20 protein-coding genes are annotated in these 21,007 nt (G+C 59.4%); 14 read left to right on the forward strand and 6 right to left on the reverse strand.

Going from position 1 to position 21,007, the window contains the following annotated elements:
- Positions 1–46 precede the first annotated feature (46 nt).
- Entirely contained in the window at positions 47–3,940 is a 3,894-nt protein-coding gene (locus tag DHN60_RS19000; RefSeq protein ID WP_108838897.1) for an efflux RND transporter permease subunit, read from the reverse strand.
- A complete protein-coding gene (locus DHN60_RS19005; protein ID WP_108838898.1) occupies positions 3,937–5,232 on the reverse strand; it encodes an efflux RND transporter periplasmic adaptor subunit in 1,296 nt (431 codons plus the stop codon). The genes DHN60_RS19000 and DHN60_RS19005 overlap by 4 nt, the downstream gene beginning before the upstream one ends.
- Positions 5,233–5,475: 243 nt before the next feature.
- On the opposite strand from DHN60_RS19005, the gene DHN60_RS19010 reads away from it, so the two are divergent.
- The 3 genes from DHN60_RS19010 to der all read left to right on the forward strand — a co-directional run bounded on the left by DHN60_RS19010 (position 5,476) and on the right by der (position 9,061).
- Positions 5,476–6,150, forward strand: coding sequence for a hypothetical protein (locus DHN60_RS19010; RefSeq protein ID WP_108838899.1), 675 nt, complete (start codon positions 5,476–5,478; stop codon positions 6,148–6,150).
- Between the two features lie 10 nt (positions 6,151–6,160).
- Entirely contained in the window at positions 6,161–7,522 is a 1,362-nt protein-coding gene (locus DHN60_RS19015) for a PQQ-like beta-propeller repeat protein (protein ID WP_108838951.1), read from the forward strand.
- Between the two features lie 81 nt (positions 7,523–7,603).
- Positions 7,604–9,061, forward strand: coding sequence for a ribosome biogenesis GTPase Der (gene der / locus DHN60_RS19020; RefSeq protein ID WP_108838900.1), 1,458 nt, complete (start codon positions 7,604–7,606; stop codon positions 9,059–9,061).
- Here the strand turns inward: der and DHN60_RS19025 are convergent.
- Positions 9,058–9,747: a tryptophan-rich sensory protein gene (locus DHN60_RS19025; protein ID WP_108838901.1), complete on the reverse strand. Its 690-nt coding sequence runs from the start codon at positions 9,745–9,747 to the stop codon at positions 9,058–9,060. The genes der and DHN60_RS19025 overlap by 4 nt on opposite strands.
- Positions 9,748–9,841: 94 nt before the next feature.
- On the opposite strand from DHN60_RS19025, the gene DHN60_RS19030 reads away from it, so the two are divergent.
- Positions 9,842–10,918, forward strand: a complete 1,077-nt coding sequence (locus DHN60_RS19030) for a DUF2235 domain-containing protein (RefSeq protein ID WP_108838902.1) — start codon at positions 9,842–9,844, stop codon at positions 10,916–10,918.
- Here DHN60_RS19030 and serS read toward each other — a convergent pair.
- Together serS and DHN60_RS19040 are read right to left on the reverse strand one after the other, a co-directional pair.
- On the reverse strand, positions 10,915–12,207 hold the full coding sequence (gene serS, locus DHN60_RS19035; RefSeq protein ID WP_108838903.1) for a serine--tRNA ligase: 1,293 nt from the start codon (positions 12,205–12,207) through the stop codon (positions 10,915–10,917). The genes DHN60_RS19030 and serS overlap by 4 nt on opposite strands.
- Before the next feature lie 210 nt (positions 12,208–12,417).
- Entirely contained in the window at positions 12,418–13,113 is a 696-nt protein-coding gene (locus DHN60_RS19040; protein WP_159089294.1) for a serine protease, read from the reverse strand.
- 231 nt (positions 13,114–13,344) lie between these two features.
- On the opposite strand from DHN60_RS19040, the gene yajC reads away from it, so the two are divergent.
- The 10 genes from yajC (at position 13,345) to DHN60_RS19090 (ending at position 20,258) form a co-directional block, all read left to right on the forward strand.
- The gene (gene yajC, locus DHN60_RS19045) at positions 13,345–13,623 is read left to right on the forward strand and encodes a preprotein translocase subunit YajC (protein WP_108838952.1); all 279 of its coding nucleotides are present in this window, start codon (positions 13,345–13,347) and stop codon (positions 13,621–13,623) included.
- A complete protein-coding gene (secD, locus tag DHN60_RS19050) occupies positions 13,623–15,287 on the forward strand; it encodes a protein translocase subunit SecD (RefSeq protein ID WP_108838905.1) in 1,665 nt (554 codons plus the stop codon). The genes yajC and secD overlap by 1 nt, the downstream gene beginning before the upstream one ends.
- Before the next feature lie 3 nt (positions 15,288–15,290).
- Positions 15,291–16,259 (forward strand): protein translocase subunit SecF, encoded by a 969-nt coding sequence (gene secF, locus DHN60_RS19055; RefSeq protein ID WP_108838906.1) that lies wholly within the window; start codon positions 15,291–15,293, stop codon positions 16,257–16,259.
- Complete coding sequence (locus tag DHN60_RS19060; RefSeq protein ID WP_108838907.1) at positions 16,252–17,004, forward strand: TSUP family transporter; 753 nt, start codon at positions 16,252–16,254, stop codon at positions 17,002–17,004. The genes secF and DHN60_RS19060 overlap by 8 nt, the downstream gene beginning before the upstream one ends.
- Positions 17,005–17,009: 5 nt before the next feature.
- On the forward strand, positions 17,010–17,363 hold the full coding sequence (locus DHN60_RS19065; protein WP_108838908.1) for an Mth938-like domain-containing protein: 354 nt from the start codon (positions 17,010–17,012) through the stop codon (positions 17,361–17,363).
- A gap of 146 nt (positions 17,364–17,509) precedes the next feature.
- On the forward strand, positions 17,510–18,124 hold the full coding sequence (gene ccmA, locus DHN60_RS19070; protein WP_108838909.1) for a heme ABC exporter ATP-binding protein CcmA: 615 nt from the start codon (positions 17,510–17,512) through the stop codon (positions 18,122–18,124).
- A complete protein-coding gene (gene ccmB / locus DHN60_RS19075; RefSeq protein WP_108838910.1) occupies positions 18,121–18,777 on the forward strand; it encodes a heme exporter protein CcmB in 657 nt (218 codons plus the stop codon). The genes ccmA and ccmB overlap by 4 nt, the downstream gene beginning before the upstream one ends.
- A gap of 47 nt (positions 18,778–18,824) precedes the next feature.
- Positions 18,825–19,568 (forward strand): heme ABC transporter permease, encoded by a 744-nt coding sequence (locus DHN60_RS19080; protein ID WP_108838911.1) that lies wholly within the window; start codon positions 18,825–18,827, stop codon positions 19,566–19,568.
- Complete coding sequence (ccmD, locus tag DHN60_RS19085) at positions 19,565–19,723, forward strand: heme exporter protein CcmD (RefSeq protein WP_199913702.1); 159 nt, start codon at positions 19,565–19,567, stop codon at positions 19,721–19,723. The genes DHN60_RS19080 and ccmD overlap by 4 nt, the downstream gene beginning before the upstream one ends.
- Positions 19,716–20,258 (forward strand): DsbE family thiol:disulfide interchange protein, encoded by a 543-nt coding sequence (locus DHN60_RS19090; RefSeq protein WP_108838912.1) that lies wholly within the window; start codon positions 19,716–19,718, stop codon positions 20,256–20,258. The genes ccmD and DHN60_RS19090 overlap by 8 nt, the downstream gene beginning before the upstream one ends.
- Positions 20,259–20,308: 50 nt before the next feature.
- Here the strand turns inward: DHN60_RS19090 and DHN60_RS19095 are convergent, their stop codons facing one another.
- Positions 20,309–20,992 carry a VPLPA-CTERM sorting domain-containing protein gene (locus DHN60_RS19095; protein WP_108838913.1) on the reverse strand — a complete coding sequence of 228 codons (684 nt, stop codon included), beginning with the start codon at positions 20,990–20,992 and terminating at the stop codon, positions 20,309–20,311.
- Positions 20,993–21,007: the final 15 nt, after the last annotated feature.

The raw sequence follows: 21,007 nt of genomic DNA on the forward strand, positions 1-21,007 counted from the left end.
TCACCTGCCGGAAAGGATAGGCACGGCTGCCTATCCTACGCTTTGCTTACTCAGCCGCCTTAAGGGATGCCGCATTCGCGAATGGCAAATCTGACTTCGATGCCCTGCTTTGGGGTTCGTCATCAAAATCCCAGACCAGTTCACGGCTTGTCATCTTGCTGGTCTGGCGTGACAGCGACCAGTCACGCGCTGCGACGCTGGCACGGCCCAGAGACATTTTGGCCAAAAGCTGGCTGAACCATTCGGCATAGGTCACAACCCAGACCCGCATGGCCAGCAGGGACGGGGTGATCATCAGCGTCAGGACCGTGGCGATCCCAAGACCGAAGACCACGGCGGTTGCCAGCTGTTTCCACCACAGGGCTGTGGGGCTGTCCACGGTATAGCCACCGCCGCCAAAATCGAGGCTAAGCCCGAACATCATCGGGGCCAGACCCGCCATTGTCGTAATCGTTGTCAGCAACACGGGGCGGATACGATCCTGAGCGGTGCGAATGATCGCTTCGATCCGGGGCATATAACGTTCGTATTCCTGATAGGTGTCGATCAGCACGATGTTGTTGTTCACCACGATCCCGGCAAGGGCCACAATCCCTGTGCCCGTCATGATGATCGAGAATGTCTGATCCATGATCAGCATCCCCCACAGCACCCCGGCTGTCGAAAGCACAACGGCCAGCAACACGAGGATCGCATTATAAAAGCTGTTGAACTGCGCCAGCAGGATGATGAACATCAAAAACAGCGCGCCCGCAAAGGCCTTCATCAGGAAGGCGCCTGATTCCTCTTGTTCCTGCTGATCGCCTGTCCATTCATAGTCCAGTCCGGCAGGGAGTGGATCGGTTTCCAGCCATTTGCTGATCTCTTGAACCCGTTCGTTTGCATTGATCGGGACCACGCGCAGGTCGCCTGAGTCGATGGCCGCTTGCAGATCAACGTCGCGCCCGCTCTCGTTCACCGTAAAGACAGTGAAGGTTGTACCATCTTCAAAGGTGATCTCACCACTCGGGGAGGGGCGCAGGATGGCAGAAACCACCTCGACGTCCGCTCCTTCGACCTCTTGGGTGGTGACTAGTTTTTGCAAACCGGCCAGCACGTCGGCCTTTACGTCGAAATAGCGTACCTGATCGACGCGATTGATTTGCGCGAGTTCAGCCACAGGCGTGCGGGTGATGAAGTTGGCCAAGGGCACGAGGCCGTCGCCGGTGCGCACCTTGAGCGTGTCGAGGGTGGACAGCACCCTGTCTTCTTCGGGCAAGCGCACGCGGATTTCGATTTCCTCATCCGAGGTGTCGACGCGCATGTTGTCGAGCCATAGACCGCGTGTGACCAGTTGCACCATCGCGCCCACTGTGGCCACGTCCGCGCCGTAACGCCCTGCTTTTTCCACGTCCACATCGATCTGCCAGTCAATGCCGGGCAGGGGACGCGTGTCTTCGATTGTGATGAGACCATCCGTGGCCTCGAACTGCGCGCGGGTTTGCGCGGTGGCGGCCATCAGGTCGTCCCAGTTGTTGCCCTTCAGGCGCAGATGAACCGGCTTGCCGGTTGCTGGGCCTTGGGCGAGGGCGAGGGCTTCGGTCCGGATGCCAGGGATTTCAGCCAGCTGGTCGCCGATCTCTTCCATGATCGAGTCACCGTCATATTCGTGCGCCTTGATCTCGCGCGTGACGGCGTAGCCGAGCAGGGGGATGGTGAACCAAGGTTCCGTCGCTTCAGGCCTTTCCTCCCATGGAATGGTTTCGAGCTGGATTTGTCCGATGGCATCTTTGGGCGCGCCGGCCCCGCCTGTATTGGCGTTGAGGCCGCCGTTGCCGGCGAAGGAAAAGGCGCTGCGGATACCGGGGTGGTTGATCACAACCTCTTCGGCCTGACGCAGCAGGGCGTCTTTTTCATCCAGCGACAAGTTCCCGCGTGCCAGCACGTAGACGATGGCCTGTTCGGCCTCTGTCTCGACAAAGAATTCGACACCGCGGTTGTTGTTGATGAAGTAGATAAGCGTGGTGCCAACGAAGACGAAAACAGCGGCGACCATCACAAGCGGCATCAACGGGTTGCCGACGATCCCTTGGATCACATAGCCAAAGCCCGAGCGTTGGTACCCGGAGCGCACCTTGCGGTTGCTTTGTCCGAACATCTTGCGCCCGGCCCACTGGCTGGCCCAGCCAAGGCGCACGAACAGCGCCCCCGCAGCGAGGAAAGCCAACACAATGCCGCTGAGCGCGAGGCCCACGAGTGTGACCATGGCAAGCGCATAGCCAAACACTGTTAGGAAAGTTGGAAGCACAGAGCCGGTGGTGTTTTGCTGATCCATAGCCGCGAATTCAGCCGACACGAAGCCTTGCAGGACCGGGATCACGCCGAGGCCTGCAAGCAGCAAGAACGCGAGCGGGAACAGGAAGAGGTGCGCCAGCATCGGCAGATGGGCGATGTTGCCGCTTTTGGCCGAAATCCACGTGGTCAGCCGCCCCAGAACCCCGCCCATCACGGGCAGGTAGATCAAGGCCACGATCAGCGAGGCTGACAGAACGAAGATCAGAGTCACAGGTAGCATGCCCATGAATTCACCGGGCACACCGGGCCAGAACAGCATCGGCAGGAAGGCACAGAGGGTTGTGGCCGTGGAAGAGACCACAGGCCAGAACATCCGCTTGGCCGCATCCACGTAGGATTGCATAGGCCCGGCGCCTTCTTGCTGGCGCTTGTCGGCGTATTCAACAACCACGATTGCGCCATCCACCAGCATCCCAACGGACAGGATCAGGCCAAACATCACGATGTTCGAGATGGAGATACCCATGATCGCCAGCAGCACGAAACAGAGCAGGAACGATGTCGGAATGGCAAAGCCGACGAGCAACGACGCGCGCGGACCAAGAGCCGCCAGCGAGACGATCATAACCAGCGCGATGGCCGTAAAGACAGAGCCCTGAAGCTGGCTGACCATGCCTGCCACTTCGCGGCTTTGGTCGTTGGACGTGCCGACGTCTACCGCGACCTTGAGGCCGTCGGGCCATTCATCGACGCGCTCGTGCACCATTGTTTTGACGGCCGTGGCGGTGTCGATCAGGTTGTAGCCCTTGCGTTTGACCACTTGCAGCGCGACCGTGTCGTTGCCGTTGAAGCGGGCGGTGGACAGGCGGTCTTCAAACGTGAGGTTGATCTGGGCGAGGTCCCCAAGGGTCACAACGCGGTCGCCATTGGTTTTGACGGGCAGATCGTAAATGTCGCTGACTTCGTTGAACGACGATGGGATTTTGACCGCGAATGCGCCCTGTGCGGTTTCGATTTCACCGGCCGCGATCAGTTGGTTGTTGTTGCGCACAACGTTGATCAGTTCGGCGGCGGTGACGTTATAGGCCTCAAGGCGCAGGGGGTCGATAATGACCTCGACCATCTCATCGCGGCTGCCCACGATGGACGCTTCGAGCACCGCATCCATTACCTCGATGTCGTCCTGCAAGTCTTTGGCAAAGCGGGTGATCGTGCGTTCAGGCACGGGGCCAGACAGATTCACGATGATGATCGGGAATTCGGAAAAGTTGAACTCGTCCAGTGTATATTGTTCGAACCCGTCGGGGAAATCGGCCTCGGCGCCATCCATGGCGTCGCGCACGTCAGCCATAACTTGGGTCTTGTCCCAGCCGAATTCGAATTCCAGCACCACGTTGGCATACCCTTCGGCCGCGGTGGAGGTCATTCGGTCAAGCCCGTCGAGATCGGCAAGTTCAGTTTCCATCGGCTGCACCAGCAGCGTTTCGGAATCAGATGCTGAAATGCCGGGGAAGGGAACCGAGATGACAAGCGTTGGGATCTCGATGTCCGGCTCACCCTCTTTGGGCAGGCTGACATAGGCAAAGGTCCCGACCGCCAGAGACAGGATAATAAAGGCAAGCACCATCCGCGCACGAGACGCGGCCCAGTCAACAATACCTGTCATTGGGTTTGCTCCTGAAAGGTTGGGGCGACTTTGACGCCTGCGGTCACGAACTCTTGTCCGACGACGATCACGTCTGCCTCATCCGGCAGGCCGGTCAGCCAGACACCGTTGGTCGTGTCGCGCAGAACCTGAACCGGCACAAAGACAACAAGGCTGTCGCTGTCCAGTGTGCGCAGACCCAACTGACCTTCGGCGTTGAGGGTCAACGCAGAGGGCGGCAACAAGTGGGCTTTGGAACCGGGAGCCGAAATGTAAATCTCTGCCGTTTGCCCGTCGCGGATCGCTAGTTCGGGGTTGGGCACGTCGATCTCAACGCGGAAGGTGCGGGTTGTGGGATCAGAAGAGCGCGACAGGAACTTGACGATGCCGGTGATCGGCGCGCCACCTGCGGCCAGTTCGGCGCGCGAAGGCGCGCCTACGATCACGCGTTGAACTTCGGTTTCGGGAACAAATGCCACCAATTTAATGGGATCAAGCTGGATCACCGTCGCGCAAAGATCACCCGGCTGAAGCAGGCTGCCCAGTTCGGCTGTGTCACTTTCGAGCAGACCGGCAAAAGGCGCGCGGATTTCGATGCGCTCCAATTCCTTTTCTGCCGTGGCGATGGCAGCTTCGGCGCTTTCAATACGTGCATCGGCGGATTGCAGGCCCGAGGTGGCTCCGATTACACCGGCTTTCGCAGCTTCAAGCGCGGCCTGCGCGGCGGCAAGGCTGGCATCAGCCGATTTCACGCGGGTTTCTGCGGCAAAGCCGCCTTCGCTCAGGCGGCGGGCGGCGTTTTGGTTTACAAGTGCTTCGTCGATGCGGGCCTGAGCCTCGACCACGCGGGATTGCGCCTCGGGCACACGGCTTTCGGCTTCGGTCTTGCCGGCGATGGCTTCGGCCAGACGCGCACGCGCCTCTTCCAGAGCTGAGTCGCGCGTGCCGGGAGACAGTTCGCACATCAACTGGTTTTCTTCGATGAACTCGCCCTTGCGCAAGGGCGGGGACACCACAGTAGAAGATGTCTCGGCCCGCACCATGACTTCGCGCATCGCTTCGGTCTGGCCACGCAGGATGACGGCGCTGTCGATTTCGCGGGCGATAGATTTGCGTGCAACGACCTTGATCAGGGCACTTGCGTCCACAGGATCAGCTTCTACAGCCTCTGCATCGGCCGTTTCCTCAGTGGTTTGGGGAGCGTCGCCCTCTGACATCCCGGCCAGTCTGGCCATGGTCCATTCGCGTTCAATCACAACAAGGTAAAGCCCTGTGGCCACCAATACGGCCAAAATAACCGAAACAACCCGCATTTTCGCTCTCCGTCAGCATAATTGTGCACGCATCACTGCGCGATTGTTGTGCTATATGGGACTTTACGACTGAACTAACCAGTTCAGATTACTTTTTTTACGCATTTTTCGCAATGGTGATCAAATGCCGGGCATCAGGCGTGTCTTTGTCGCTCTTGGCTTGGGCGCACGGGCGGGTTAAGAGGAGCGCGAAATCTGAGCGGGCGTGGGCACAACGCGCCGAAAATCTGGGGAGCGCCGGGCGTGAGCGACACCGACAGTTTTATCGAAGAAGTCAACGAAGAAGTGCGGCGTGACCGCCTCTATGGCTACTTGCGAAAGTATGGCTGGATTGCAGCCCTTGCCATCATATCGATCGTGGCAGCGGCTGCTTACAACGAATACCGCAAGGATCAGGAGACCGCCAAGGCGCAGGCTCTTGGGGATGCCATGCTGGCCGCTTTGTCGAGCAATGACGATGTGGCCCGTGCGGGCGCATTGGCGGATGTTACCAGCGAGACGGAACAGGGAGCGGCTGTTCTTGCCTTTATGACGGCGGGCGCACAGGCCGAGGCGGGGCAGACCGAAGAGGCTGTGCAGACGTTGCAGTCTGTGGCGGGCAACGCCGAAGTGCCGCTGATCTACCGTCAGGTGGCATCGTTCAAATCGCTGATCCTGCAATCTAACAGTATGGATGCAGAATTGCGCCGTGCCGGATTTGAGGCTTTGGCCGTCCCCGGTGTGCGCCTGCGTTTGCTGGCCGAAGAGCAACTGGCTTTGCTGGATGTCGAAGCAGGCGACACTGATGCGGCACTGGAGCGGTTTCAGACAATCATGGACGATGCCGAGGTGACCTCAGGCTTGCAACGCCGTGCCCTACAAGCGATGGTGGCTTTGGGCGGCGCGCCGCAGGCCACCGAGACCGCCGAGGATGGGTGAGGGCACTGGCATGACAGAGCATGGCGCGACCAAAGGGCGATCTTTTGCGCGCAAGCAATTCGTTCTGGGCTTGGGCGTCGTTTCACTGACACTGCTGGCGGCCTGTGAAGAAAGAGAATTTATCCTGCCTGGCCCGCGCGAAGATGTAAGCTCGGTCCTGACACAGTCAGACACGGACGCGCCTGAGGCTACGGCGGACGAAGCGCGCGGCATTCAACTGCCGGGGCAGGTGGCAAATGCAGATGCCGCCCAGAGCTTTGGCACCCAAGCGTTCCGCACGGATCATCCAAGCCTTGGGAAACCGCTGCGCCAGATTTTTGCCGTAGACATAGGTGAAGGCGACAGCCGCAAGCACCGCATTGTTGCGGATCCTGTGGTGTCTGGGGGGCGCATCTTTACGCTGGATGCGCAAACCACGGTAACTGCCGTGTCGACGTCAGGAGCGGTTTTGTGGCAACGCAATGTGTTGCCTGACGGTGCCGAAGAAGGGGATGCGACTGGCGGTGGCCTCGCCGCTGATGGCAATGTTGTTTATGTCTCCACCGGCTTTGGTGCCCTGACCGCACTTGATGCCACCACCGGGAATATCATCTGGGTCCAAGACCTTGAGGCGACGGGATCGGGCCGGCCCACGGTGTTTGGTGATCTGATCTATATTATGGCCGGGGACGACACTGGCTGGGCGCTGAACAAATCAGACGGTCGCTTGGCCTGGCAAGTCACCGGATCAGACAGCCCGACAAATGTGCTTGGCGCGCCTGCACCGGTTGTTGTGGCCGGGCTGACCGTCTTTTCATTCGGCTCTGGCGAGATGCAGGCGGTGTTCAGCAAGGGTGGGTTGCGCCGCTGGGATGCCTCTGTGCTGGGCGAACGCAAGGGGCGGGCTCTGTCCAAGTATGATGATGTGACCGGGCGGCCCATTGCGGTGGGCAATGTGATCTATGCCGGAAACCAGTCAGGACGCACTGTGGCTGTAAATGCGCGCAGCGGTGCACGCATTTGGACAGCGAACGAGGGGGCGGTCGACACTGTTCTTCCTGTCGGCGGCAGCGTCTTTTTGGTCAGTGATCGCAACGAATTGCTGCGCCTTGATGCAAGCAATGGCGCGCGGATCTGGGGAACGTCATTGCCCGGCTTCGTGGACGTCAAGCAGGGGCGGCAGGCCGAGGTCTATGCCCAACATGGCCCCATTCTGGCCGGAGGACGTTTGATTGTCGCTTCATCTGACGGACTAATGCGCAGCTTTGACCCTGTATCTGGTACTTTGGTTGAGGCGACTGAGGTGCCAAATGGGGCGTCTACAGCGCCGGTCGTGGCCGGTCAGACGTTGTACCTTGTCGACCGCAAGGGGCAACTGGTTGCCTACCGCTAAGAGGCGACCAAAACTTTAGGTGCTTTTCGCGGGCGCGCATTTGGTCTATGTGCGCGACTCCTATCCGTTCGGACCAGACCCATGACCCTGACCCTCGCCATTGTCGGCCGCCCCAATGTGGGCAAATCGACCCTGTTCAACCGCCTTGTGGGCAAGCGCCTTGCGCTTGTCGATGATCAACCGGGTGTGACACGTGATTTGCGTGAAGGTGCTGCGCGTCTGGCTGATCTCCGTTTTACCGTGATTGACACGGCTGGATTGGAAGAAGTGACCGATGACAGCCTGCAGGGGCGCATGCGCCGCCTGACCGAGCGGGCCGTGGACATGGCTGATGTCTGCCTGTTCATGATCGATGCACGCACCGGAATTACCCCGACGGACGAGATATTTGCCGACATCCTGCGCAAACGCTCGGCGCATGTTTTGCTGGCCGCGAACAAGGCCGAAGGCGCTGCTGCGGATGCAGGTGTTCTTGAGGCGTACAATCTGGGTCTGGGTGAGCCGATCCGTTTGTCAGCTGAGCATGGTGAGGGTCTGAACGACCTGTATACACAGTTGCAACCTTTAGCCGACCTGCATGCCGAAAACGAGCGGTCGGAGGCTCCTGAGGTCGATGTAGACCTTGATGAAGAAGACGACGATCCCGATGCAATCCCACAACCCACAAACGCCAAGCCCTTGCAGGTGGCCGTGGTTGGGCGCCCCAATGCGGGTAAATCCACGTTGATCAACCAGATCGTCGGGGAAGATCGCCTGTTGACGGGGCCAGAGGCCGGGATCACCCGTGATGCGATTTCGCTGCGCACCGACTGGAACGGCACGCCGATGCGTATCTTTGACACGGCTGGCATGCGCAAAAAGGCCAAGGTACAGGAAAAGCTGGAAAAGCTGAGCGTGGGCGACGGTCTGCGGGCGGTCAAATTCGCCGAAGTGGTCGTGGTGCTGCTGGATGCTGCCATTCCGTTTGAACAGCAAGACCTGCGCATCGCAGATCTGGCCGAACGGGAAGGGCGCGCTGTCGTCGTTGCCATCAACAAATGGGACGTGGAAGAGGACAAGCAGGCCAAACTGCGCGATCTCAAGGAAAGCTTTGAGCGTTTGCTGCCGCAGCTGAAAGGTGCTCCATTGATCACCGTGTCTGCCAAGACGGGCCGCGGCATGGACCGTTTGCATGACGCAATCCTGCGCGCCTATGAGGTTTGGAACCGCCGCGTAAGCACCGCGCAACTGAACCGTTGGCTGACCGGTATGCTCGAGGCGCACCCGCCGCCAGCGCCGCAAGGCAAGCGGATCAAGCTGCGCTACATGACCCAAGCCAAAACCCGCCCGCCGGGGTTTGTTGTGATGTGCAGTCATCCTGACAAGGTGCCCGAGAGCTATAACCGCTATCTTGTCAACGGCTTACGGTTGGACTTTGACATGCCGGGCACGCCCATCCGCATCTTTATGCGCGGCCAGAATGACGCCAACCCTTACAAGGGCCGCAAAAAAGCACCGCCCAGCAAATTGCGCAAACATACGAACGGGCGACGCAGTTAACTGGACGCCCGCGCGGCCCTGAGGGTGGGTGAAATCAGGGCGGCGCCACCGGCCAGTGCCAGCAACCCCACACCGGCAAAGCTGTTCTGAAACGCTATGGCGACCAGCGCCCAGATCACTGCGATGCCATAGGTGGGAGCATGGCCCAAACTCCATTGGACAGCCCATGCCAGCGCGATCGCAACGCTGACCATGATCCAAGCTGCCGGGCCTTGTTCCAGAACCCCGTAGCCCGCCAGAAGCAAGCCAATGGCCACGCAACTCGCGGCACTTAACCATCCCGCATAAAGGCCAACCGGCCATGCCGCCGCCCATGCATCCGTGCGCGGTGCGCGCCATAGTGCCCAAAGTGCCGTGATCAGCATTACCCAGATCAACACTGTCGCCCAAACCGGGCTGCGCACAGCCACAGGCAACCAAACCGCACCGCCCGCCAAGGACAGCGCCAAGGGCAGGCGCATGGCCGTCCACTCTGGCGCAGTTCTGCGCTTCCACAGCCCAAAACCGGCCCCCACAATCAGCCACAGATAGATCACGCCCCAAATGGCGAACGCATAGCCTTTGGGCTGCACGGGCGGGTCAATCTGGGGCACCGGAAACTGGTCCGCATCAAAGCCGCCAAACCCGGGCACCCACAATGGAGAGGCCGCAAAGGCAACCGCCAACAACAAGACAATCAGGGGCATGGTATTCCACCGTTTACAATTTAAAGTAGTTCAGCGACGCTGCGTTCGGGTATTCTCTATTGCTTTCATATGTATTTCAAGGACTTGACCACACATGACCCGGATTGCGATTTTTTGTGATGGAACGTGGAATTCTCCCAAGATCCAGGAACCCACCAGCGTGCACAAACTAAAACAGGCGCTGGTGAGCGACCCGGCCCGCGGGCAGGTTGCCGCCTATTTTCAGGGGATTGGCACAGATGAGCGTTTTGATGGGCCGGTGAAAAAGTTCCTCAACAGATATGGTGGGGGCGCGTTTGGCTGGGGGCTCGATGCCAAGGTCAAGCAAGCCTATCAGTTCATCGCGCAGGCCTATGAGGCGGGGGACGAGATCTATTTGTTCGGCTTTTCACGCGGGGCGTATACGGCGCGATCTGTTGCGGGAATGATCCGCAAATGCGGGATCATTGAAGACACGAGCACGGATGGGATCAACGCGGCCTTTGATCTGTACCGCAAAAAGGGCCAGCGCAACATGCCTGACGCGCCCCATATCCGCGAGGCACGGCGCAAGATGTCGCTGCGCTTTGCGACCTCGGTAAGCGATATGGCCTGGCGCAACGATACGTCGCGATTGGTGGCCATTGCCTACATTGGCGTTTGGGACACTGTCGGTGCGCGCGGCATCCCGCCCTCATTGCTTGGACCCGTCGCCTCGCTTTGGAACCGGCAGTACAAGTTTCACGACATGAACCTGTCGAGCCTTGTGCAATCGGCCCGCCACGCCCTCGCGCTGGATGAGCGCCGTGTGTTCTATAAACCCGCCAAGTGGGATAATCTGGACGGTGAAACCGGGCTTAACGAAGGTGACACCGGCCCTCTGCGCGCCTATCAGCAGATGTGGTTTGTGGGCAATCACAGCATTGTCGGCGGGTCCGGGGCCGAGCAACCCCTGTCGATGATCCCGTTGGACTGGGTGGTTCAGGGGGCGGGCCGCCTGACGCTTGAGCAGGGCGCCAAATTCCCGCCCTGCGATCCGGACCCATTGGTGGAAGCGCCTGCGATCACGCCCAAGCGATCTTTCTTGCAAAAATGGCGCCAAGGTCCGTTGCAGGAATGGGAAACCCATGTCTCGGTACGCGACAGATGGAAGGGGCGAAGTGACTACCGCCCCAAGTCCTTGCGCATTTAGCCGAGCGTTCCGTCCGTACCCAGCACCGTTTTGCCACCCAAATAGGGGGCAAGTGCTGCGGGTAGATTAACCGACCCATCCGCCTGCTGCCCGTTTTCCAGTACGGCAATCAGACAACGCCCTAAGGCGAGGCCGGAGCCGTTCAGCGTGTGGACGAATTGTGGTTTGCCGCCATCTGCCGGTTTGAAACGCGCATTCATGCGCCGGGCCTGAAAGTCGCCAGTGGTGGAGACAGAGCTGATTTCGCGGTATTTGTTCTGACCGGGCAACCACGCCTCGATGTCATAGGTGCGACGCGCACCGAAACCCATGTCCCCGGTGCACAGCACAACCGTTCTGTACGGGATATCAAGAGCCTCCAGAATCCCTTCGGCGCAGCGTAGCATGCGCTTCTGCTCTGCTTCGCTATCGTCGGGATGTGTGATCGATACCATCTCGACTTTCTCGAACTGGTGCTGTCGCAGCATGCCTGATGTGTCTCGACCGGCGCTACCTGCTTCGGAGCGGAAGCACACTGAGTGGCATGTCATGCGGATGGGCAGCGTACTTGCGTCCATCACATCTCCTGCTACGGAATAGGTCAGCGGTACTTCGGAGGTCGGAATCAGCCACATTCCATCTTCGGTGCGATAGCTGTCTTCGCCGAATTTGGGCAATTTATCAGTGCCATACATGGCTTCGTCCCGCACCAAGACGGGGGTGTAGATTTCGGTCAGGCCATTTTTGTCGACATGGGTGTCGAGCATGAATTGCGACAATGCACGATGGACGCGTGCCACAGCACCCTTGCCGAATACAAAACGGCTACCCGAGATTTTGGCCGCAGTCTCGAAGTCCAAATAGGGGGCGACGCCTGTAATTTCGAAGTGTTCACGGGGTGTGAAATCAAAGGCACGCGGGGTGCCCCAGCGGTTGACTTCGACATTGTCATCCTCGTCTGCGCCGTCTGGCACATCATCGGCAGGCAGATTTGGGATGTAGCCAAGGCGATCGGTCAGTTGTGCATCCAAAGCCTTCGCTTCTTCCTGCATCACACTGATTTCTTTTTTCTTTTCTGCGATGAGTGTGCGCAGCCTTTCGAACTCTGCCTCATCGCCACGGCCTTTGGCCGCGCTGACTTCTTTGCTGGCCTTGTTCTGTTCGGCCTGTGCAGTTTCGGCGGCTAGGATCTTGGCACGTCGTGCTTCATCCAGTGCCAGCAATTCAGACGACACCGGTGCGTCCCCACGGCGCGCAAGGGCGGCGTCGAAGGCTGCGGGGTTTTCGCGGATGATCCGGATGTCGTGCATGGGTCTCTAACCTCTGGTCAGGGTGAATGTGTTGGGGTCATATGCCCGATTGTTGGGGCGTGGAAAAGGGGCGGAATGGCGATGCACGGAGGGTGGGCGGGGTATGCACGGCTTGGTGCATGTTTTTGGCTAAGGCCGCGTTAAGGTTTCTGTCGGAGCTTTCGGCCCAGCAGCCAATCCGGGTATATGGCATCTTGGGCAGGGCCAGCCTTAGGGCGCATCCGAGCGGTGGATCGCGATGTTGGTGCGGCTCCATGGTCCAATGCTCACCGCAATGGCGTCTCCGCCGCTTTGCGACGACACGACACCGACCAGTTCCGCACCATCCGGGCCCAGTTGCAGGACCGGACTGCCGGAATTGCCAGAGATGACCCGACATCCCAGGACAAAGAGATCCGGCGTGGCATCGCGCACCGCACAGTCTGTGCTGCCGGACAGGAGGAAGGGGGCAAGGCGGTGGTATCCCAACAGGGCGAGGGTGTCTTGCTGTGGGCGACCCAAGGGGAACGTGGCGATGTCCGTGATCGGGGAATCGAGTTTCCACAGACCGATATCCGCTTGGGGCGAGTGTTGTCCGCTGCGGCGGTAGTCGGGATGCCTGATCCGTTCAACAATGCGACGCCGGGCGATGACCGTGCTGTTAAAGGCCCCGGCGAGAAACACAGTTTGGGCGTCGGGGTCGTCAGAGGCCGTTCCCCCCGAACAATGGCCTGCCGTCAGCACGAGGTTCGGGGCCACCAGTGCGCCCGAGCAAAAGCCACGGCCGGGATCATTGGGGTCAAAGACGCGCCCGATGGCGGGCCAGTTGGCGGCTTCGGTCTCGGGCAAGGGGAGCATGGGTGTCAGGTGGCTTTCGCCTAGGGCCGGCAGGGCGACGCAGATGAAAAGCAGGACACGCAAGATCATGAGCCGCACACTAGCGACCATGATCGGGGACGTCTATTGCGCCATTGTGTTGCCGGATCGGGGGGCATCCTGCTCGCAAAACAGGGCTGATTGGTTCCTCAATGCGTCATTGCAGTGGCAATCCGTCATCACGAACGCCTTTCCGCCTTGCACCGCGCGCGCACCAACAATAGGTAATGCCAAATCTTGCGATGGGCGTGTGTGCCCCAAGACAAAAAGGACGCGACATACATGGAAGCCTTTGCTCAGTTTGTACCCCTGATCCTCATCTTCGGGATCATGTATTTCTTGCTGATCCGCCCACAGCAAAAGAAGGTCAAAGAACACGCCGCAATGGTTGGTGCGTTGCGCCGGGGTGATCAGGTGGTGACCCAAGGCGGCCTGATCGGCAAAGTGACCAAGGTCAAAGACGACAACGAGATCGAAGTTGAGGTCGCAGACGGCGTCAAGGTGCGTGTGGTTCAATCGACTATCGCGCAAGTCCTGAGCAAGACCGAGCCTGCCAAGTAATGCTGCAGATCGAAGGGTGGAAACGGGTTCTGATCTGGGCGACCGTCGCCGTTGGTCTGTTGTTGGCGCTGCCAAACGGGTTTTACACCCGGGTTGAAGGGCACAATGACGCCGCACAGGCCATCGAGTTGGGCGCGAACACGCCAGAAAATCAGACCGCTTTGGCGCAATGGCCCACATGGATGCCATCGAGCCTTGTGAACCTCGGCCTTGATCTGCGCGGCGGCGCGCATTTGCTGGCCGAAGTGCAGGTTGCAGATGTTTATGCATCCCGGATGGAGGCCAGTTGGCCTGAGGTTCGCAACGCCCTGCGCGAGGAACGGGCCACGGTTGGCACCATCCGGCTTCAGCAGTCTCCTCCGGATGAACTGCGTGTGCGCATTTCCGAAGAGAGCGGCATGCAGCGCGCTGTGCAGATTGTGCGTTCTCTGGCAGTGCCAGTGCAGACCCTGACAGGCGTCGGGGCAAATGACATCGAGGTGCGCGCAGACGGCACCAACGTCATCGTGATCACGCTCAGCGATGCCGAAAAGCTTGCCAGTGATGAACGCACCGTCCAGCAATCCCTTGAGATCGTACGCCGTCGTATTGACGAGGTTGGCACGCGCGAACCCACGATCCAACGTCAGGGCGCCGATCGCATATTGATTCAGGTGCCGGGCATTGGGTCGGCCGCAGAGTTGAAGGCGATCATCGGCACCACGGCGCAGTTGACCTTTAATCCGGTGGTCTCACGGACTGCCGATCCGGATCAGACGCCCGGAATCGGCAACAAGTTGGTCCCGTCGTTGGACGAACCCGGCCAGTTTTACGTGATCGAGAGTGCGCCAGTGGTGACGGGCGAAGATCTGGTTGATGCCCAGCCTGCGTTTGATCAGAACGGCAATCCGGCGGTGAACTTCCGGTTCAACACGTCTGGGGCGCGGTCGTTTGGGGACTACACCGCCGAAAATATCGGATCGCCCTTTGCCATTGTGCTGGATGATGAGGTGGTGAGTGCCCCTGTGATCCAGAGCCATATTCCGGGCGGGTCGGGGATCATTACTGGCAACTTTGATGTCGAAGAGTCCACCAATCTCGCCGTTTTGCTGCGGGCAGGGGCCTTGCCTGCGAAACTGACTTTCCTCGAAGAACGCACGATTGGGCCGGAGCTGGGCCAAGACAGCATTGATGCGGGCAAGGTTGCGACCATGGTCGCCTTTGCTGCTGTGCTGGTGTTCATGTTCCTGAGTTACGGGCTGTTTGGCGTCTTTGCCAATATCGCGCTGATCGTGAATATCGGGCTGATCTTTGGCCTTTTGTCCCTGATCGGGGCGACGCTGACGTTGCCGGGGATCGCCGGGATCGTGTTGACGGTCGGGATGGCGGTGGATGCCAACGTGCTGATCTTTGAGCGTATTCGCGAAGAGTTGAAATCAGCCCGTGGTCCGGCGCGCGCCATTGAGCTTGGCTATGAAAAGGCGTTGTCGGCGATTCTGGATGCCAACATCACAACCTTCATTACGGCCGTGATCCTGTTTGCCATGGGCTCGGGCCCAGTGCGTGGATTTGCGATAACCTTGGGTCTGGGGATCATGACGTCGGTGTTTACGGCGATCTTTGTGACCCGCCTTTTGCTGGTCATGTGGTTTGAACGCCGCCGCCCGAAAACGATTGAGGTCTGAGCGATGCGTTTGAAACTGATCAAACAGGGTACGACCTATGACTTCTTTTCCCGCTGGAAGATCTGGCTGGGGATATCAGCACTGCTGGTCATCCTTGGTTTTGTGTCTTTCGCCATTCAGGGTCTGAACTTTGGTATCGATTTCCGGGGCGGAACCACGATCCGGACCGAAAGCACGCAAGCCGTCGATATCGGGGTTTACCGCGATGCGATGACGCCGCTGGAATTGGGCGATATCTCGATCACCGAGGTGTTTGACCCGACTTTTGATGATGATCAGAACGTGGCCATGGTTCGCATTCAGGCGCAGGACGGACAAGAGGCGGTGACGCCCGAGACGATCCTTGCGGTTGAGGCGGCCTTGCAAGCCTCTGTGCCGGACATCAAGTTTGTGTCTGTCGAATCCGTTGGCCCCAAAGTGTCGGGCGAGTTGATCCAAACGGCGGCGTTGGCTGTGATTCTCGCCATTGCGGCGGTCCTGATCTACATCTGGTTACGCTTTGAATGGCAGTTTGCGCTGGGGGCCGTGGCGGCGCTTGTGCATGACGTGATCCTGACAATTGGCGTTTTTTCCGAACTGCAGATCAAGTTTGATCTGGCGATCATTGCTGCCCTTCTGACGATTGTGGGCTACAGCCTTAACGATACCGTGGTTGTGTTTGACCGGGTGCGTGAGAACCTGCGCAAGTACAAGAAACGCCCCCTCAACGAAGTGCTCAATATCTCGATCAACGAGACGCTGAGCCGGACGTTGATGACCTCTGTCACCACACTGCTGGCGCTGATCTCGCTTTATGTGCTGGGCGGCGACGTGATCCGTGGGTTCGTGTTTGCGATGATCTGGGGCGTGATCGTGGGGACGTACAGTTCTGTTTTTGTCGCCTCGACCATCCTGTTGTGGTTGGGCGTCAAGCGAAACTGGGACAAGCCGGATGCCAATGCAGGCAATCAATACGCCAACATAGATGCCTGATCTGATCACTGCTGCCCTGGCGTTGCCGGGGCTGTGGTGGTTGTTGGGTGCGATTGTGATGGCAGGCCTTGTGCGTGGGTTCACCGGCTTTGGGTCGGCCATGATCATCATGCCTGTGGCCAGTTCGGTGCTGGGCCCGTTTGCAGCGCTTGCCTTTCTTACTGTTGTGGAATTCTGGGGGCCTTTGCCCAATCTGCGCGCGGCGTGGCGAACGGGAGATGCGCGCGAGGTGGCGTTGTTGCTGGGGGGCGCTGCGCTGACTTTGCCGCTGGGTCTGTGGTCGCTGTCGCAGCTTGAACCTGCGGTCTTTGGCTGGGCCGTTTCTGTGGTTGTGCTGGTGCTGCTTGTGCTGGTGATGAGCGGCTGGCGCTATTCCGGGCGCCTTAGCCGTCCAAGCGTTCTTGGTGTCGGCGGTGTCGGCGGATTCCTGGGCGGTCTGGTGGGTGTGCCGGGGCCACCTGTGATCATGCTTTACATGGCCAGCGCGTTGCCCATCGCCGCGATCCGCGCCAATTTTCTGTTGTACCTGCTGGGTATTGATCTGCTGATGATAGCGGTCTTTATCGTGACCGATCTGCTTGATCCGTTGGCGGTGACGGTAGGGTTGATCTGTGTCCCGGTGTACATGTGTGCCAACTTGTTGGGCGCATGGCTGTTTGACCCATCTGCCGAGCGACTTTTCCGCAGCTTGGCCTATATCGTGATTGCACTGTCAGCTATTGTGGGCCTGCCCGTCTGGAGTTGAGCGATATGCGTCTGAATGAGATCACCTATACTGATGCCAAACCTGTCGAGGGCTATGGCCCCGGTTTCTTCCGCATTGGCGGAGAGGTGATCCAGGGTGCGGTGCTGACTGGCCCCACGGGCACTGGGCCATGGGGTGGGTTGGATGCCTCTGAGGCTTTGCTGGACCTTGCGGGCGTCGTGGACGTGCTGTTTCTGGGCACGGGCGCAGAGATTGCGCATATCCCGGCCAGTTTGCGCGCACAACTGGACGGCGCTGGCATTGGGGTCGAAGTGATGTCGTCGCCTTCCGCTGCGCGCACGTACAATGTGCTCTTGAGTGAAGGGCGCCGTGTTGCCCTTGCGATGTTGCCTGTTTGAAGCGAGACGCATTTTTGAAGAAAAAATGCGTGGGGGGGCCAGCCCCCCGGCGCGATGCGCGCCTCCCCCCGGGATTTTTTTAAATCAGAGAAAATGGGCGCGTGTTGGCGTTTCATGTTCGTCTTGTGTGGGTTAGGTCTGGTGTCATGGACCTGATTTTTTCTGATCTGGCGGTGGGACGCGCGGGCTTGCCTGTGTTGGCGGGGTTGAATTTTACCCTGTCTCCGGGCCGTGCGCTGGTGCTGCGCGGTCCCAACGGGTCGGGCAAGACCACGTTGTTGCGCACTGTTGCGGGCTTACAGCCGCCGATGGCTGGTGAGTTGGTGGGGGCGGAGGATCGCGTTGCCTACGGAGCCCATGCGGACGGTTTGAAGGCCGCACTGACTGTTACTGAGAACCTGCGTTTCTGGGGGGCCGTCTTTGGCCAGCGCGACATCGAGGGCGCTTTGCGTGCCTTCGATTTAGAGGCCCTTGCGGACCGGCGGGCTGCATCTTTGTCGGCTGGGCAAAAGCGACGTCTGGGACTGGCGCGAATGGTTGTCACGGGGCGCCCGGTCTGGGTACTGGACGAGCCGACGGTGTCACTGGATGCGGCCTCTGTCGGGTTGTTTGCGGATGCGGTGCGCGCGCATTTGGCTGGTGGTGGATCGGCGTTGATTGCCACCCACATCGATCTGGGCCTTGATGGCGATGTGCTGGACGTCACCCCATTTCGTGCTGCAGCCGAAACGATGGCCCATGCGGATGAGGCGTTCTTGTGAGAGCGCTGTTTGTCCGCGACCTGACGCTGGCCTTGCGCGCCGGGGGGGGATTTGGCCTTGGGCTTGCGTTTTTCCTGATTGTGGTTGTGCTGGTGCCGTTTTCGGTTGGCCCGGCGCCGGACCTGTTGGCGCGTATCGCGCCGGGGGTGTTGTGGCTGGGAGCACTGCTGGCGTGCCTGCTGTCGCTGGACCGGCTGCTGGCCGTGGATTTTGAGGATGGCGCGTTAGATTTGCTCGCAACCTCGCCCTTGCCACTGGAAGGCGTTGTGGCGGTCAAGGCGGCCGCCCATTGGGTGACAACGGGCCTGCCGCTGGTGCTGGCGGCGCCGGTTTTGGGCGTTCTGCTCAACCTTGCGCCCGAAGGATACCGCGTGCTGGTGATCAGCCTTGCGCTTGGCACGCCTGCTTTGTCGATGATCGGGGCCTTTGGTGCGGCACTGACCGTCGGGATCAAGCGCGGCGGTTTGCTGATGTCCTTGCTGGTTCTGCCGCTTTATGTTCCCACGTTAATCTTTGGGGCCGAGGCGGCGCGCCGTGCAGCTGAGGGCCTTAATGCGACCACCCCGTTACTGTTCGTGGCGGGGATCACGGCGGGGGTTCTGGCCCTGATGCCCTTTGCCGCAGGGGCTGTGTTGCGCGTGAACCTCAGATAACGCGCATTTTGATTGAGATGGCCGCGGCGAAGATTTAGGTAAGACATATGTCACTTTGGGAATATGCCAATCCGGTCAAGTTCTTGGCCTTAAGCGAACGGGTCATGCCGTGGCTTTGGGTGTCGTCGGGCATTTGCCTTGCTGTGGGGCTGATCTGGGGCTTTTTCTTCACTCCGGATGATTTCCGCCAAGGGTCTACCGTCAAGATCATCTATCTGCATGTGCCCGCTGCTTTAATGGCGATCAATGCGTGGTTCATGATGCTGGTGGCCTCGCTGATCTGGATCGTGCGGCGGCATCATGTGTCAGCACTTGCGGCGCGTGCGGCGGCGCCAGTGGGCGTTGTGATGACGTTGATCGCGCTGTTCACCGGGGCGATCTGGGGCCAACCGATGTGGGGGACATGGTGGGCCTGGGATCCGCGCCTGACATCGTTCCTGATCCTGTTCCTGTTCTATCTGGGCTACATCGCCCTGTGGGAGGCCATTGAGGACCCGGATACGGGTGCTGATCTGACGTCGATCCTGTGTCTTGTGGGCACGGTGTTTGCAGTGCTGTCGCGTTACGCAGTCAACTTCTGGAATCAGGGGTTGCATCAGGGGGCGTCGTTGAGCCTCGACAAGGAAGAGAACGTGGCAGATGTGTTCTATCAGCCGCTGCTGGTGTGTATCGCAGGCTTTGTTCTGCTGTTCCTGGCGCTGGTGTTGTACCGGACAGGCACCGAAATTCGAGTGCGTCGGACGCGGGCGCTGATCGCCCGCGAAGGGCGCAATCTGGAGCAGGGGGCATGATGCCGGACCTTGGCAAATACGCGGATGCGGTTCTGTCGGCCTATGCGGTGTCTATTGTGCTGTTGGTCGCGATTGTCGGCGTGAGCCTGTGGCGCGGAAAGCGCGTGCGCGCAGCCATGCGAGACGTTGAAAATCGGACCAAAAACAATGGCTAAGCTGTCGCCTTTGATGTTGGCGCCCATCGGTATCTTTGCCGGATTCGTGGCGCTTGCGGCTGTGGGGATGTTTCGTGACAACCCTCGTGAATTGCCCTCAACCCGGTTGGGCCAACCCGCGCCCGAACTGACCGAAGAGACGCTTGGCGATTTGCCGGGCGTCACCCGTGAGATGCTGGCGAGTGGTGAGGTGACGCTGGTCAACTTCTGGGCATCATGGTGTCCGCCGTGTCGGGCCGAACACCCCAAATTGCTAGAGATGGCCGCCGCGGGCATTCCGATCGTTGGTGTCAATTTCCGAGACACAGAAAGCGCAGCGCGCGGCTATCTCGACGATGACGGGAACCCGTTTGTCGGCGTGGCCTTTGACCCCGCAGGCCGATCCGCTATCGACTGGGGGGTCACGGCCCCACCAGAGACATTCATTCTGGGGCGCGACGGGACCGTCCTGTTCCGCTATATCGGCCCGCTTGTGGGGTCGGATTACGAAAACCGGTTTGTGCCAGCATTTGAAGAGGCGCTCGCAAAAAAATAGCGCCCGCACACCGAGGTATGCGAGCGAAATACGTGCTGATAAGTCTTTAATTATGCGTTGCTGCGGCTCCGCATGAGAGCCATCAGGCCGAACCCGCCGATCAGGAGGAGTAGGCTGGCTGGTACTGGAACGACACTTACCTTGAATTCACCCACAGCACCGGACTCGGAATAGCTTACGATCAGCATGTCGCCAACGGCGCCTCCAAAGTCGAACAGAGTAAATTCGTTTGGGGTCTGAACGTTAGAAGTGTCGGATACATTTAGATCCACCACGGCCTGTGTCTGAACAGGGGCACCGTCCAACAACAGGCTCACAAACGAGCCTTGCGCCGTATCAATCAGGAACACCTCGGTCAACGAGATGAGCGTCGCAAAGTCGAATATTAGGGTGCCACCGACCGCATCATCCGGAACGATGGGATCCCCGGGGGCGGGCGCGTTTTCCTGAACGATAAGAATGTTGCCAAAGCCTCTTAGCGCACCTGATACGGAATTTGCGAACGGAGACGCCAGATCGACGTCGCCACCAGTTACCGCGTCGGTGTCAAAAATGACTGCCTGATTGGTGCCGCCGAATGCAGAGATGTCTGCGACAATGCCACCGCCCAAGTTTACGTCCTTTGCGAGCACATCGCCTGAACTAAACCCTTCAAAATCGACAGTCGCCGCGCTGCTCATTGTCGCTGCGCTCATCATTATCGCACCGATTGATGCGCTTGAAAGATACTTCATCGTAAACCACTCCTA

The organism is Tateyamaria sp. Alg231-49, assembly GCF_900143535.1.
Lineage (GTDB): Bacteria > Pseudomonadota > Alphaproteobacteria > Rhodobacterales > Rhodobacteraceae > Tateyamaria.